This window comes from Marinimicrobium agarilyticum DSM 16975 (assembly GCF_000423345.1).
GTDB classification, from domain to species: Bacteria; Pseudomonadota; Gammaproteobacteria; order Pseudomonadales; family Cellvibrionaceae; genus Marinimicrobium; species Marinimicrobium agarilyticum.
Genome location: NZ_AUHU01000007.1, coordinates 38,675 through 52,637, shown reverse-complemented (window position 1 = coordinate 52,637; position 13,963 = coordinate 38,675). Strand labels below are relative to the sequence as shown.

Here is a 13,963-nt window from a genome sequence, read left to right as displayed (position 1 = left end):
GCCATGGAATGTGAACAGAAAATGATGGCCGATGGTGCTTACGCGTTCTTTGATGTGGACGATACGCTGATTTCCGTCAAAAGCATGTTCAGCTTTCAGGCCTTCTGGTATGACCAGACAGGTGATGAGTTGGGGCGAGCGCGCTATGAGCAAGACCTGCGCCGACACTTACACCCGGGTGCGTCCTGGGAGTTTCTTAACCGTCTTTACTACCGGCACTTTGCGGGTCGGGACGCAAAGCGGGTTGAAGCTTTGGGCCAGGCCTGGTTTGAGCAGCAGCGGAAATCAGAGTCGCCGTTCTATCATGCTCGGCCGCTGGCGGAGTTGGAAATGCACCAGCGCCAAGGGTGCGAGGTTGTCTTTGTCTCCGGCTCATTTCCCGCGTTGCTCGAACCCATTGCGCGTGAGTTGGGAGTCGCCCATATCCTGGCCACCCGCTTGGCGGTGGAACAGGGACGTTATACCGGGGAAATTCTCCCTCCGCAGACCATCGGAGCCGGCAAAGCTGAGGCTATCGGTGAGTTTCTGGCACTGAGGCAGTGTTCGCCCGAAAGCTGTTTCGCCTACGGTGACGACATTTCCGACTTGCCTATGCTGCAAGCGGTGGGGCGCCCCACGGTGGTCAGCGGCGGTCGGGAGTTGGAGGCGAGAGCTCGCGCGATGGGCTGGCGAGTGATTGCGCCGGTATGAGGTGTGAATCTTATAAGTATCCAACCTCGTCGCTAAAGCGACCCTTTAGCTCCCGCTGAAGCGGGAGTTTTTTTATCCGGCCGCGTTTCGGTAGTCCCGTTCAGCCTTCGTCGGAATGATGGCTCGAGGTCGTGATGGGTGCCGCGCCGAGGGACTGCTCCAACAACGGCCGTAGGCGCTCCATGGGCAGGGGGTGACTGAACAGATACCCTTGGGCCTGATCACAACCGTGAGCGCTCAGAAACTGCCGCTCCAGGTCCGACTCTATGCCCTCCGCGACAATCTCCATTCCCAACCCATGGCCCATGGTAATAATCGTATCGATCAATCGGGCGGTATTGGCGTTGACTCCGATATTGCACACGAAGCTGCGGTCGATTTTCAGTGTATGGAAAGGATAGTTCTGCAGGTACCCCAGGGAGGAGTAGCCGGTACCGAAATCGTCAATGGACAGGCGTACACCCATCTGACAAAGCGCCTCGATGTTTTGCTTGGTCGCATCAGAATTGTCCACCAGCATGCGCTCGGTAATCTCCAGTTCCAGTTGGCGAGGTGAAACGCCGTTGGCGGTCAACTCTTCATTCACGTACTGGTGGAACTCGGGCACTTGCAGTTGCTGCGAGGAAATATTCAACGACAGGTGCAGGTTGCTTTCACCATTGGCCAGCCAAGGTGCCATGCTGCGCAGTGCGGTCCTCAGGACCCAGTTGTCGATGGGCCGAATCATACCGATTTCCTCCGCCAGGGGGATGAACCGGTTGGGGGCCCACACGCTGCCATCGGGTTGGCGCCAGCGAACCAGAGCTTCGAGCCCGGTGATAAAACCGTTCTGCAAAGAATAGATAGGCTGGTAGTAAAGCATCAACTCGTTGCGCTCCAGTACGGCGCGGAGTCGCTCTTCAAGCTCAAGGCGTTCAATCAACTGCTGATTGATGTCTTCGGTAAAGAAGTGATACTGGTTGCGTCCCAGGTCCTTGGCTTTATACATGGCCAGATCGGCATTTCGTAAGACCAGATGGGGGTTCTTGCCGTCTTCGGGGTAGAACGCGATCCCGATGCTGGCGGTGACACGATACTGCTTGCCGATGATGGTGAACGGGCGTTCGAACTGATGCACAATGGCTTCGGCCACCCTCTGGGCGTCCCGGGCGGACGCCACCTTGGGGAGGATAACCACGAATTCATCACCCCCCATGCGGACCAGAGTGTCGCCTCCTCCGATGCAGCCACTCAGCCGACCGGCCGATTCTTTCAGCAGGTTGTCGCCGATACTGTGACCGAGACTGTCGTTGACGTTTTTGAAGTGGTCCAGGTCAATCACCAGCAGGGCGCATTTGTGGCCGTTCCGGTTGGCGCTCTCCAGGGCCACATTGAGTCGGTCGATCATCAGAACCCGGTTGGCGAGCCCGGTGAGCTGGTCGTAGTGAGCCTGGCGTAGCAGCTGCTCCTCGTAGCTACGGCGCACCGTAATGTCTTCTTTGATGACCACGTAGTGAGTGACGCGTTCGTCCGAGTCGGTCAGGGGGGAAACGCTGACCTGCTCCCAGAGCAATTGGCCGTCGCGCCGGGCACTGCAAAATTCACCGGTCCACTCCCGGCCGCTGCTGACTGTCGACCATAACTCGGAGAGTGCACTGGCGCTGTCCTGGTCGAGCAGGGTAAAACCGAGGTTGCGGCCGGTCGCCTCTCCGGCACTGTAGCCGGTCAGTTGCTCAAACCGCGGGTTGACGTACTCGATCTGACCGTCCGGGTCGGTAATGACCACGGAGACCGGGCTTTGCTCGACGGCGCGAGAAAGCACCCGTACGCGCTCTTCTGCGCGCCGGCGCTTGCGCCGGATCTCCGCTTCGCGCAGTTCCCGCTCCACGGCGGGCAGCAGTCGGGCGAGGGCATACTTGTCCATGAAGTCGTGGGCGCCCTGCTTGAGCAACGCGACGGTATCTTCTGCCTGAACAGCGCCGGACATGATAATGAAGGGGATGTCATGTCCGCTTCGCTTGAGGGTGCTGAGGGCATCTTCTGCGCTGAAGCGAGGCAGCCGGTAGTCGCAGATGATCAGGTCCCAGGGCTCTCTAAGCGCTTCCTGCAACTCACCGGCAGTCTCCACCCGCAAGGCATGAGGATCGAAGCCCCCCCTCACGAGTTCGGCTGTGGTCAATTCAGCATCGGCCTCTGAATCTTCAATGAACAGTACTTTCAACGGTTTAGCCATGCATGGTCCGTAAGTGTCGACGGAGACTGGTAATTTGCCCAAGCTTGAGCTATTCATTTTACACGGGTCGACTCTTGAGTCGAGTGTGAGAGTCTAACCCGAAAGGCTTCTATGCAGCCCCCTGGATATTACTGTAGCTGGTTCGCCGGTAAAACGCGAAAGTCTACCCGCGGCTTCAGGAGGGGGGACCGAGGGCTCAAATAAGCAGGCCCTGTAACAAAAGTGTCATTTAAAGGACATACAATGTTCACGTTCTGGACATAAATAAGACATCAAAATGACATATTTGATCGGACTTGGGTAGAATGCGCCCAGCCCGACGCTGACGCAGCACAAGCGTCGCATCCTGGTTCCTTATCGGCTTTCGGCACGATAGGGCTTTACTGTATAGGAGATAGGAGCTTTCATGAAAAAATTTTTGGCGCCTTTGGTTCTGGCGGCCGGCTTGCCCTGCGTGGTTTCAGCCGCTGACGTTCAAGTCTACGGCAAGGGTAACGTTTCCCTCCAGCACGCCGATGAAACCGGCGACAGCAAGGTGGAGTTGGTCAGCAACAACTCCCGTATCGGTGTGAAGGGCTCTGAGGCTCTGACCGAGGGGCTGGAAGCCTTTTTCCAGTTCGAGTACGAGACCAGCATCGATGATGGGGATGATGGCGGCCAAACCTTCAGCCAGCGTGATATTTTCGTAGGGCTCCGAGGCAACGCCGGAGCGTTGCTGGTGGGGCGTATGAACACGCCGCTGAAGAACGCTCAGGGCAAGGTTGACCTGTTTAATGATCTGGAGGGCGATATTGCCTATCTTCTGGCCGGTGAAAACCGCAGAAGTAACCAGGTTCAGTACCGCAGCCCGGTGATTGGGGAGTATTTTTCCGGTTCAGTCGCCTATATCACCTATGAAGAGGATGGTGTTGACCCTGGCATCTCGGCGGCGGCCGGTTACACTCAGGGCCCTTTGTACCTGGCGGTTGGTATGGACCAGGACGTTGCGGGCCCCGACGCTGATGTTGTGCGCTTGGTGGCGCGCTATTCATTGGGCGTCATTCACATCGGGGCTTTGCTTGAAACGTACGATGATGGTCTGGTCGACGAAGACGGCGCGCTGGCCTCGGTTCTGTGGAACCTGAACGAGCGCTGGAACCTGAAGGCACAGGCGGGCAGTTCCGATATTAATAACGGCGGCGGGGAGTCCGTTAGCCTTGGTGCCGACTACCGCTTGAGCGACAGCACCAAGCTGTTCGGCTATTACACCAGTGAGACCAACGACCTGGGGTGTGGCGGCGTAGGCTGCGACGATGAGTATCTCGGTGTAGGGATGGAGCTCAAGTTCTAGTCTCCGGGGCTCGCTGTTCAGACAAACCAGCCCCGGGGCGCCTGATGCGGCGCCCCGGGACTAACACTTTTTAACAGACCGATGCTATTATCCCCCGTTACACTGGCGTACAGGAGTTGAGCCTTAGTCACCGCCGATTAAAGGATGACGGAAACCGGCCCTCCCCCATCAATGTCTCACAGGTGTGCCCAGCGGCCGCCGGCTTAAATCGAGGTAGTGTTAGTGATCATCATCCGCCTGGTTGAGAGACCATGGACAAAGGTTGCGATGCTTCTGGCCTTTTTGATGGCTTCGGGCACCGCGCTTGCGGAGGAGTTTGAGGACCCGTGGGAGGACTTCAATCGCAAGGTGTACAGCTTCAATATGACGGTGGACCGCTTTTTTCTCAAGCCGGTCACCCAGGCCTACCGGTTCGTGACCCCCGATATCGTCGAGACCGGGGTCAACAATGCCTTCAGTAATATTGCCGAAGTACCCAGCGTCTTGAACGGGGTGCTCCAGGGTAAACCGGGCTCCGCCTTGCGCGACTCCGGCCGTTTCCTGGTGAATTCAACGGTGGGGGTCGCGGGCCTGTTTGACGTCGCGTCCCGTATTGGACTGGAAAGCGTTGGCCAGGAAGATTTCGGCCAGACGTTAGGGGTTTGGGGTTTTGATCGGGGCCCGTACGTGGTTCTGCCGTTCTTTGGCTCCAGTACCGTCCGAGACACCGTTGGGCTGCCGGTGCAGTCGGTCATGTCTCCCATCTACCACATTGATCACACTCGCACCCAAAACAGCACTCTGGTGATGTACTACATCAATCGTCGCTCCCAACTGATGGAACTGGAAGAGCAGTTGACGGGGGACCACTACACCTTTATCCGGGACGCCTATTTGCAGCGCCGGGAGTTTCTGATCAAGGACGGGGAAGTGGAAGATGATTTTGGAACAGACATGGATATGTCCGAGTACGGCGACTTCGGAGAAGAAGAGAGCGACCCTTTCTGAGTCGCCTCTCTTGCAACAATAAAGGCCCAGGCAGGGCAGGCGGTATACGCCTAATGCAGGATCTCCAGGATCTCCATCCCCACGCGATGAATATTTCCCTCTGATTCCGTCCGGACCACATGGGTTTTGGCCCGTAAGGTCGGGCTGTGGCCATGCTCGGAGGAAATGGTGACCTCCAGCTCGGTGCCGGGCTCCAGGTAGTGCTCGGTAGCAATCTGCATACCGCCACCGCTCAGTTCGTGGCACAGCCCTTCTGCGGCGATGCCATCACCGGTGATCTGCGCCCGTAGCGGCGTATCAATTTTCATCCGGATGAAGTCTCTCTTCTCCTGCTGCGCTCTATCGACGGTCATGTCGGGCTCTCCGAGTGGTTATGGGGAGGGCTGGGCCGTCTGTCTCAAGACCAGCTTCGCCCGGTTTCTAGGACTAAAGTTAGTCCAAAAAACGCGCTTTGAACAGCTTGCGCGCTCTCAGAGAAGGGAGTAGTGTATTGCGCCTTATGCAACCCACGACTTTCCCGGTACCCGGACCGACCCAAAGATGACCGACGCGAGCAGAAAACTGCTGATCATCGACGACGACGCGCCGGTTCGCCAGAGCATAGTGGCCTACCTCGAGGACAGCGGTTTCGAGGTTCTGGAAGCGGCGGATGGCCCGTCGGGCCTGGCGGCGTTCCGGGAAGGGGCGCCCGAGCTGGTGATCACCGACCTGAGAATGCCTGGGCTCGACGGTCTTCAGGTCCTTAAAACCATTCATGAAGAATCTCCCGATCTGCCGGTGATTGTGATCTCCGGTGCCGGTGTTATGGGAGATGTGGTGTCTGCCCTGAGACTTGGCGCCAGCGACTATCTGATCAAGCCGATTGTCGATATGGAAATGCTGATCCACTCGGTGCGCCGCGCTCTGGAACGGTGCGATCTCTTGGTGCAGAACCAGCGTTATCGCGACAAGCTCGAATTTGCCAACCGGGGCCTGCGTGAAAATCTCCGCGTACTGGAGCGGGATCAGCAGGCCGGCCGCAGGGTGCAACAACGCCTGTTGCCGGCGCCGCTGGAGACTCCGGAGGGATATTCCATATCGCACCACATTGCGCCCTCCCTTTACCTGAGTGGCGATTTTGTCGATTACGCCTACCTCAGACAGCGCTACGTGGCGTTCTATTTGGCCGATGTCTCGGGCCACGGCTCCTCCTCGGCGTTCGTGACCATCTGGCTCAAGCACCTGGTCAGTCGCATGGTGCGGGAAGAGGGGCTATTCTGTGATGCCGAGTCTTTTGAAAACGGCCCGGCGCAGATGCTGCGGCAGATAAACCAAGAACTGAAAGAAACCCGTTTGAACCACCACTTGACGTTCTTTGTCGGAGTAATAGATACGCATACCCGGCAGATGCACTACGTGGTTGCCGGGCATCTGCCGATGCCGATTTTGGTGACCCCGGACGGGGCGGACTTTCTGGAAGGGACGGGGAAACCTGTGGGCATTTTTGCCGATCCCGAGTGGCAGATATACCGCCGCGTTTTGCCCGAGACATTTTCTCTGGTCTGCTTCTCAGACGGGGTGCTGGAGGTGCTCCCTCCCAAGGCGCTGAAAGACAAGGAGGCGCAATTACTGTCATTGGTGGGCGAGAATGGCTCGAGTATGGCTTCGGTGTGCTCCGCCCTGGGGGTGGAGAGCGTAAGCGAAACACCGGATGACATCGCGATTCTGACGATTATCAAGAGGTAATACCACATGCGTCCCGGTCAGATTCTGGTAGCCGATCATGGCGGCGTTTACGTCATCAAAATGGTCGGTGATGTGCGCCTCACGCTGTGTATCTCGTTCGATCAGTTTATCGATACGATGTTCAGTCAGAACGATTTTTGCGAGGTCATGTTCGATTTGTCTGAGGCAGAGGCTATCGACAGCACCACCCTTGGTCTTATGGCTAAAATTGCCCTTCAGGGGCGAGAGCAGAAAGACATTACGCCGGTGGTCTACTCCAACAATGACAGCATTAATCGACTGCTTTACACCATGGGGTTTCAGGAAATTTTCACCATAGTGAACGACCTGGAGGCGCCGGTCACCCCGGAACAACCACTGGAAGCTGATACCCCCGAAGAGCAACAGGTCAAGGAAAAAGTCATCGAAGCTCATAAAATTCTTATGGGGCTGAACCGTGAAAACCGTGAAACCTTTCGCAATCTGGTGAAAATGCTCGAAGAGCGCTAACGGTTTGCGGTAGGCTTTGGGCTCTCTTGGCGCTCGGTCCTTGGAAGGAAGAGCGATCGAATTCAGTCCAATCACTGTGGCATTGCATGCAGATACCCGGCTACAAGATCATTGATACTCTGGGCGAAGGCGGTATGGCCCGAGTGTACCTAGCCATTCAGGAAAGTGTTGAGCGGGAAGTTGCGCTCAAAGTCCTCGACCCGTATCTATCCAAAGACCCCACCTTCGGCGAGCGTTTTCTGAGCGAGGCGCGAATTGTGAGTCGCCTTGTGCATCCCAATATTGTCACGGTTTACGACATGGGGGTGCACCGTGACTATCACTACCTGTCCATGGAGTACGTGCCCGGCCGGGACTTGAAACACCGGCGGTTTGAGCTGAGCTTGCCCGAGTGTGTCACGGTGGTCAAAGAAGTCGCGCGGGCACTCGACTACGCCGGGCGTAAGGGGTGTGTCCACCGGGATGTGAAGCCCGATAACATCATGCTGCATGATGACGACGGGCGGGCCGTTCTGATGGACTTCGGTATCGCCCGCGTCGTCGATCAGACCTCCTCCATGACCCAAACCGGTACCACCGTTGGTACGCCTCATTACATGAGCCCGGAGCATGCACGCGGCGCGCCGGTGGACAGTCGTTCGGACCTGTACAGTCTGGGCGTGGTACTGTTTTTGTTGCTCTGTGGGCATCTCCCCTATGACTCGGATTCGGCGGTTTCCATTGGGGTTAAGCACATTTCTGAGCAGATTCCCTTGCTACCGCGCCATCTGGTGGCTTTTCAGCCCATTATTGACCGTATCCTGGCAAAGGACCCCGACGAGCGGTATCAGACCGGCGCTGAGTTCATCGATGCGCTGGAGCAACTGACGCCGGAAATGTTGGTGGCGATCCAGCAGGAAGGCGATCGTGCCCTATTTGAAAAACTCGGTGGCAGCGACGGCGAGTCCCCGACCCTGCATCAGCCCCAGGCGGTAGTCGCCCGGCACGATGATGAGTTGGCAGAACCCGAGGTCGCCGAAGGGGAGCCAATGTCCATTGAGGATGAGGACCGGGTGTCTCACCAGCCAGCTAAACCGGCGGAGGGCCATCGCCGGGTCTGGCTGTTAAGCCTTATTCTGTTTTGCACGCTGGGCCTGGTGGCCCTGTACCAATGGGAGGCTCCCCTTCGGGCACTGTGGCAGGCACGGGTCATGCCGTGGGTGGAGCGGATGTCCGAGGAGCTACCGACGGTGGTTTCCGGGGAGGTATCCCAAAGCGGCGAAGAGGCCGAGACTCCCCGGGAGGTTCCGCGTGCAGGAAATCCCGAGACGGTGCAGGAATCCATGGGCGAGGCCGAGGCGGTTGAAGCGATCGAATCGTCCACCGGAACGACAGCAATACCGACGTCGAAGCCCGAGCTGAGTCCGGCGCCGAAAGACTCGCCCGCGGAGCCTGTGACCAGGCCCCCAGTGGAGACGGAGCGCCCCTCCTTTGAGCCGGCCCTCGCCGAACCCCTTCCGCTGCCCCCAACAGAAGAGGCGCAGGCTGAAGCTGAGCGTTCAGCGCCTGAGCCGTCGCCGGCGGTCGCCGCTGACAATGCCAGGAACGAGGCCGTTGCTGAGTTGAGCCGCACGGCCGACGATATCGCCAGTCATGGCGATCTCACGGGTGCCCTGGCCCTGCTTGAGTCGGGGCTGGAAAGCTACCCCGAGAGCCCGCGGTTGCTGATGCAGAGTGAGCGTCTGCGGGCGCGACTGGATCAGCGATCACAGGAGGTGACCGCCGAACGGGCGGAGGCGGAGCGGGTTTCCCCTCTGGCTGCGACAGTTTCTGCGATTGAAGAGGATCTGGCCGCAGGGCGCCTGGAAGAAGCCGGAGAGCGCTTGATGCAAGCCCGTGACCGCAACCCCGGGAGCGCCGAGTTGCTGGCGCTGGAAGTTGAGTGGCGGGACCGACGAGAAGCTGAGCAGCAACCCGAGATACCCCGAGCCCGAGTCAGTGCCGAGTCATTCAACGTTCTGCCGGACGAGCAGGCCGATGTCCTGCGCGCCGGGCGTGTTCTGCACGTGGGCTTCAGCTACCGAAACTTCGCGGCGACAAGCGCGGTCATACAGGCTATGCTCTACGATGGTTCCCGTCAGATACAGATTGCCCAAGTGCCGGTGATAGTTCAGGGCCCCCAGGGCGAGGCTTTTTTCCGGATAGAGCGGCCGGTGAATGGTTTTGCGGAAGGTGGCTACCACCTCGACCTGGTAGCCGGTAATCGGACCTTAAGTTCGGTTTCTTTTCAAATCAGTGATTGATCGCAACCCGGCTTTACGTGAGGAGTTTCCATGATGAACAGGACGATACTCAGACGCTCGCTGATGGTGTTCACCCCCCTGTTGCTGACGGCTTGTGTGACTCAGCCGGATGTTCAGCAGTTGCGGCAGGAGAACGCCGAACTGGAGCGGGAAGTGGAACAGGCAAGCGATCAGATCAGCGAGCTTCGCGTGCGTGAGGAACAGCTTCGGACAGAGCTAGAGGAGCGCGAGCGGATAATCGGCGTGCTCAGAACCGAGAAGTCCTCCCGGGTGGAAGAGTCCACTGAGCTTCGGGGTCTGGTGCGAGAGTTCGTTCAGAATCAGATTGACAGTTATCGGGGGTTTCTGTTTCAGGCGGATCTGCTGGATTACGTCGGCGGCGAGCTTGTCAGCCGCTCCCAGCGGGGTGATGAGGCGTTGACCCTGGTGGATCTGGCTCACCCCATTCCCAACTCGGGCACCCTGACGGGTGTGGCCGGGTACTTTGAAGCCTCGGGAGAGGTTGCGGTGAGCGTGCTTCGCCCGGTCGGAGAACAGCTGGTCGTGGTCTGGCAGAGCCCCGCCGTCGTGATTGAGCAGAGTGGGGAGGTGCGCGTGAGCTTTCCGGTCACCGTGGGTGTAGAGCCCGGGGACCTGTTGGCGTACGAATTCTCCGGTCCGGTGCCCGTCGGGTTTGACCGTGGGACCGGGAATACCCGTTTTCGGCGGGCCAATCTCACCGTCGGCTCCACCATTGACCCCGATGAGCTTAAGGGGGCGGAAGAGCGTCGCTCATACTCACTGGGAGTGTTTGGCCTGCTGAACTAGCAGGCCAACGGAACGGCGCCCCGAGCTATCGCGGCGGTTATTCTTCGCCGCCACCCATTTTGGACTGCAGGTAATTCTGGATACCGACCTTGTCGATCAGTGACAGCTGGGTTTCCAGCCAGTCGACATGTTCCTCTTCGGACTCAAGAATGGATTTCAGCAGATCGCGACTGCCGTAGTCCCGTACCGACTCACAGTACTCAATGCCGTCGCGCAGGTCGGGAATGGCGGCCAGCTCAAGTTTCAGGTCTGAGGCCAGCATTTCCTCGGTGTTCTCACCGATCAGCAGTTTGCCCAGATCCTGAAGGTTGGGGAGCCCCTCCAGAAACAGGATACGTTCGATCAGCATATCCGCGTGCTTCATCTCGTCGATGGACTCTTCGTATTCGTGATCGGCGAGTTCTTTCAGCCCCCAATCTTTATACATGCGGGCGTGGAGGAAGTACTGGTTAATGGCCACCAGTTCGTTCCCGAGGCATTTGTTCAGAATTTCAATGACTTTAGCGTCGCCTTTCATAACCGTCTCCGTCGATGGGTGGGCGATTGAATTGATACAACGCTAAAGTGTGGGCGTAGAAGGCAGGAGTGTCAAGCAGGACTTCTTTCTAAGTGCTTGATATATAAAGAAAATTTAATAGTAATACTACTGATTTTCAGTGCGGTTCAGACCGCGACGGCGTAGTAGAGCGGCTCTGCGTCGGCGTGCTGAGTAGTCTGGAGCGTTTCATCAATCAGCTCCCGTGTCAGGCAGGTGCACTTGCCGCACTGGCTGGCGACCCCGAGAGCCTTGCGCAGCTTGCCAACCGTAGTGGCGCCAGCGTAAACAGCGTCTTTGATCTGGTGGTCAGTGATGCCCTTGCACACGCAAACGTACATGCGAAAAACTCCGGATATGCTCAAGATATGAACAATGTAATAGTAATGAGAATTTATGTCAATAATATCTGAGAACAATTAACATTTGCGTAGCTATCTTGTTGGCGGAGTCGATAGGTTTGATTTATATAGTTTCTGGCTGTCAGGATGATTTAGAAATTCAATAGAACCGAAACCTTTCGGGCTGTATGATACCCGGCTGTTATTTAATGCATTGAAGTCATGACCCGGAACCCTCCGCGGTGGTGACTAAGTCTTTGTTTAGCCAAATGTTTATTGCCTGTTTCGTCGTTCTCGGTGAGACCTCGGGCAGTAGGCATACGGGCTTTTTTCACCGTTAAATGTCCACTAAATCAGGAGATTGAACATGGGCGTATTAGTAGGCAAATCCGCACCCGATTTTACCGTTGCCGCGGTACTGGGTAGCGGCGAGATCGTTGATGAATTCAACCTGCACTCGGCGATCAAGGGCAAGAAGGCTGTGGTCTTCTTCTATCCGCTGGACTTCACCTTCGTGTGCCCCTCTGAGCTGATTGCGTTCGATCATCGCGTCGAGGAGTTCAAAAAGCGCAACGTGGAAGTGATCGGTGTGTCTATCGACTCTCAGTTCACCCACAACGCTTGGCGTAACACCCCGGTCGACGAAGGCGGCATTGGCCAGGTCAAGTACACCCTGGCGGCGGATGTTAAGCACGAAATCTGCCAGGCCTACGACGTTGAGTCCGAAGGTGGCGTGGCTTTCCGCGGCTCCTTCCTGATCGACGAAGACGGCGTGGTTCGCCACCAAGTGGTCAACGATCTGCCGCTGGGTCGCAACGTTGACGAGATGCTGCGCATGGTTGACGCGCTGGCGTTCCACCAGGAGCACGGCGAAGTCTGCCCGGCTGGCTGGAAGCAGGGCGATAAAGGTATGGACGCGTCTCCGGAAGGTGTTGCGAAGTACCTGGGCGAGAACAGCGGCAAGCTGTAAATCGCTTTCAGCACGAAGGAAACCCGGCGCTTTGCAGCCGGGTTTTTTTATGCCCAAAACTCGCCAAACCCCCGCCAAAGCAGGGCTCCAGGGCATTTTGCGGGTTGCTCAAACTTGCTTTGAACTCTAAGTTTCTCTATAGTAATTGGCCGTTTTTGGTCCATTCGGTGCTGTCCTGCCACCCTGGAGGGTGGTGAAGCACGATACGATGGCGGCGGCCCGGGGTCTGGGCGCCGCTCGCGGGTAGGCCGGATGAAGCCATTCACCTTTTGATCACAACGAGGAATTTTCAATGAGAATTTTCGAAGAGATGGAGTCCGAGGTTCGTGGCTATGTGCGTTCCTTCCCCGTCGTTTTTGACAAAGCCGAGGGTTCGGAACTGTTTGACGAGAACGGCAACCGCTTCATCGACTTCTTTGCCGGTGCGGGCACCCTGAACTACGGACACAACAACCCGAAAATCACCGAAGCGCTGATCGAATACCTCCAGCACAAAGGCATTGTCCACGGTCTGGACAAAGCGACTATCGCCAAGCGCGATTTCATGACCAAGTTCCGCGACACCATCCTGGCACCACGTGGCCTGCAGTACAAAATGCAGTTCACCGGCCCGACCGGCACAAACGCCGTTGAAACCGCCCTCAAGCTGGCCCGGATGATCAAGCGCCGCTCCAATATCATCGCGTTTACCAATGGCTACCACGGCTTGACCATGGGTGCGCTGGGTGTGACCGGCAACTACTTCTATAAGGACGAGTCCTATGGCTCGCGCGCCAACACCGCTTTCATGCCGTTTGACGGCTTCCTGGGCGAAGGCGTGGACTCCATTGAATACATGCGCAAATTCCTCTCTGACGGCAGCAGCGGTGTGGACCTGCCCGCCGCCATCATTGTGGAAACCGTTCAGGGCGAAGGTGGTATCAACGTCGCCAGCGTCGAATGGTTGAAGAAGCTCGAAGAGCTCTGCCGCGAGTTCGATATTCTGTTGATCATTGATGACATCCAGGTCGGTAACGGCCGGACCGGTACCTTCTTCAGCTTCGAGCGCGCGGGTATCCATCCCGACATGGTGTGCCTGTCCAAGTCTATCGGTGGCGGCCTGCCCATGGCGCTGCTGTTGATGCGCCCGGAGCTGGACCAGTGGTCTCCCGGTGAGCACACCGGCACCTTCCGGGGCAACAACCTGGCCTTCGTCGCATCCACCCAGGCCCTGAGTTACTGGGATAACGACGACATGGGCAAGGTGGTCGAATACAAAGGTCAGATCATCGAGGAAGAGCTGAAGAAAATGGCGGCCGACTTCCCCGAGCTCGAGCCCCAAGTGCGCGGCGTCGGTATGGTCTGGGGGGTTGAAATGGCCACCGGCCTGGCCAGCGAAGCCTCCCAGGAAGCCTTTTCCCGCGGTCTGGTGATGGAAACCGCCGGTGCCGACGATCAGGTGCTGAAGTTCCTGCCCTCATTGCTGATCGAGGAGGAGATCCTGCGGGAAGGCCTTCAGGTCGTGCGCGATTCGCTCGCGGCACTGGTGGAGAAACAGCGCAAAATGATCACGGGTGAGGGGCACTAAGACTCACCTGAAACGGGTCCGCGCCTTG

At 57.6% G+C, this 13,963-nt stretch carries 13 protein-coding genes; 9 read left to right on the top strand and 4 right to left on the bottom strand.

What is annotated here, in order from left to right; genetic code table 11:
• Positions 1–3 precede the first annotated feature (3 nt).
• Complete coding sequence (locus G547_RS20715) at positions 4–690, top strand: HAD family hydrolase (RefSeq protein ID WP_051235110.1); 687 nt, start codon at positions 4–6, stop codon at positions 688–690.
• A gap of 100 nt (positions 691–790) precedes the next feature.
• Here the strand turns inward: G547_RS20715 and G547_RS0108710 are convergent, their stop codons facing one another.
• The gene (locus tag G547_RS0108710; RefSeq protein ID WP_027329532.1) at positions 791–2,902 is read right to left on the bottom strand and encodes a putative bifunctional diguanylate cyclase/phosphodiesterase; all 2,112 of its coding nucleotides are present in this window, start codon (positions 2,900–2,902) and stop codon (positions 791–793) included.
• 406 nt (positions 2,903–3,308) lie between these two features.
• On the opposite strand from G547_RS0108710, the gene G547_RS0108705 reads away from it, so the two are divergent.
• Together G547_RS0108705 and G547_RS20710 are read left to right on the top strand one after the other, a co-directional pair.
• Positions 3,309–4,232 (top strand): porin, encoded by a 924-nt coding sequence (locus G547_RS0108705; RefSeq protein ID WP_027329531.1) that lies wholly within the window; start codon positions 3,309–3,311, stop codon positions 4,230–4,232.
• A 267-nt stretch (positions 4,233–4,499) separates the two neighbouring features.
• Positions 4,500–5,219 carry an MlaA family lipoprotein gene (locus tag G547_RS20710; protein WP_084645805.1) on the top strand — a complete coding sequence of 240 codons (720 nt, stop codon included), beginning with the start codon at positions 4,500–4,502 and terminating at the stop codon, positions 5,217–5,219.
• A 50-nt stretch (positions 5,220–5,269) separates the two neighbouring features.
• Here G547_RS20710 and G547_RS0108695 read toward each other — a convergent pair whose 3' ends face one another.
• Entirely contained in the window at positions 5,270–5,572 is a 303-nt protein-coding gene (locus tag G547_RS0108695) for a PilZ domain-containing protein (RefSeq protein ID WP_027329530.1), read from the bottom strand.
• Between the two features lie 187 nt (positions 5,573–5,759).
• Here G547_RS0108695 and G547_RS0108690 point away from each other — a divergent pair, with 187 nt between their 5' ends.
• The 4 genes from G547_RS0108690 to G547_RS0108675 all read left to right on the top strand — a co-directional run bounded on the left by G547_RS0108690 (position 5,760) and on the right by G547_RS0108675 (position 10,522).
• Positions 5,760–6,944, top strand: a complete 1,185-nt coding sequence (locus tag G547_RS0108690; protein ID WP_027329529.1) for a SpoIIE family protein phosphatase — start codon at positions 5,760–5,762, stop codon at positions 6,942–6,944.
• Positions 6,945–6,950: 6 nt separating this feature from the next.
• A complete protein-coding gene (locus tag G547_RS0108685; protein ID WP_027329528.1) occupies positions 6,951–7,433 on the top strand; it encodes an STAS domain-containing protein in 483 nt (160 codons plus the stop codon).
• An 86-nt stretch (positions 7,434–7,519) separates the two neighbouring features.
• On the top strand, positions 7,520–9,715 hold the full coding sequence (locus G547_RS22620; RefSeq protein ID WP_051235108.1) for a protein kinase domain-containing protein: 2,196 nt from the start codon (positions 7,520–7,522) through the stop codon (positions 9,713–9,715).
• A gap of 30 nt (positions 9,716–9,745) precedes the next feature.
• Positions 9,746–10,522, top strand: coding sequence for a cell division protein ZapB (locus G547_RS0108675; RefSeq protein ID WP_245573449.1), 777 nt, complete (start codon positions 9,746–9,748; stop codon positions 10,520–10,522).
• Positions 10,523–10,559: 37 nt separating this feature from the next.
• Here the strand turns inward: G547_RS0108675 and bfr are convergent, their stop codons facing one another.
• Both bfr and G547_RS0108665 read right to left on the bottom strand, forming a co-directional pair.
• Positions 10,560–11,039, bottom strand: coding sequence for a bacterioferritin (bfr, locus tag G547_RS0108670; protein ID WP_027329526.1), 480 nt, complete (start codon positions 11,037–11,039; stop codon positions 10,560–10,562).
• Positions 11,040–11,185: 146 nt separating this feature from the next.
• Positions 11,186–11,398 (bottom strand): bacterioferritin-associated ferredoxin, encoded by a 213-nt coding sequence (locus G547_RS0108665; RefSeq protein WP_027329525.1) that lies wholly within the window; start codon positions 11,396–11,398, stop codon positions 11,186–11,188.
• Positions 11,399–11,765: 367 nt separating this feature from the next.
• Here G547_RS0108665 and G547_RS0108660 point away from each other — a divergent pair, with 367 nt between their 5' ends.
• Together G547_RS0108660 and ectB are read left to right on the top strand one after the other, a co-directional pair.
• Positions 11,766–12,368 (top strand): peroxiredoxin, encoded by a 603-nt coding sequence (locus G547_RS0108660; RefSeq protein ID WP_027329524.1) that lies wholly within the window; start codon positions 11,766–11,768, stop codon positions 12,366–12,368.
• Between the two features lie 292 nt (positions 12,369–12,660).
• Positions 12,661–13,935, top strand: coding sequence for a diaminobutyrate--2-oxoglutarate transaminase (gene ectB / locus G547_RS0108655; protein WP_027329523.1), 1,275 nt, complete (start codon positions 12,661–12,663; stop codon positions 13,933–13,935).
• Positions 13,936–13,963 lie beyond the last annotated feature (28 nt).

Coding starts and splice junctions, on each gene's coding strand:
- G547_RS20715 (WP_051235110.1), top strand. CDS start 4: ATGGAATGTGAACAGAAAATGATGGCCGATGGTGCTTACGCGTTCTTT.
- G547_RS0108710 (WP_027329532.1), bottom strand. CDS start 2,902: ATGGCTAAACCGTTGAAAGTACTGTTCATTGAAGATTCAGAGGCCGAT.
- G547_RS0108705 (WP_027329531.1), top strand. CDS start 3,309: ATGAAAAAATTTTTGGCGCCTTTGGTTCTGGCGGCCGGCTTGCCCTGC.
- G547_RS20710 (WP_084645805.1), top strand. CDS start 4,500: ATGCTTCTGGCCTTTTTGATGGCTTCGGGCACCGCGCTTGCGGAGGAG.
- G547_RS0108695 (WP_027329530.1), bottom strand. CDS start 5,572: ATGACCGTCGATAGAGCGCAGCAGGAGAAGAGAGACTTCATCCGGATG.
- G547_RS0108690 (WP_027329529.1), top strand. CDS start 5,760: ATGACCGACGCGAGCAGAAAACTGCTGATCATCGACGACGACGCGCCG.
- G547_RS0108685 (WP_027329528.1), top strand. CDS start 6,951: ATGCGTCCCGGTCAGATTCTGGTAGCCGATCATGGCGGCGTTTACGTC.
- G547_RS22620 (WP_051235108.1), top strand. CDS start 7,520: ATGCAGATACCCGGCTACAAGATCATTGATACTCTGGGCGAAGGCGGT.
- G547_RS0108675 (WP_245573449.1), top strand. CDS start 9,746: ATGATGAACAGGACGATACTCAGACGCTCGCTGATGGTGTTCACCCCC.
- bfr (WP_027329526.1), bottom strand. CDS start 11,039: ATGAAAGGCGACGCTAAAGTCATTGAAATTCTGAACAAATGCCTCGGG.
- G547_RS0108665 (WP_027329525.1), bottom strand. CDS start 11,398: ATGTACGTTTGCGTGTGCAAGGGCATCACTGACCACCAGATCAAAGAC.
- G547_RS0108660 (WP_027329524.1), top strand. CDS start 11,766: ATGGGCGTATTAGTAGGCAAATCCGCACCCGATTTTACCGTTGCCGCG.
- ectB (WP_027329523.1), top strand. CDS start 12,661: ATGAGAATTTTCGAAGAGATGGAGTCCGAGGTTCGTGGCTATGTGCGT.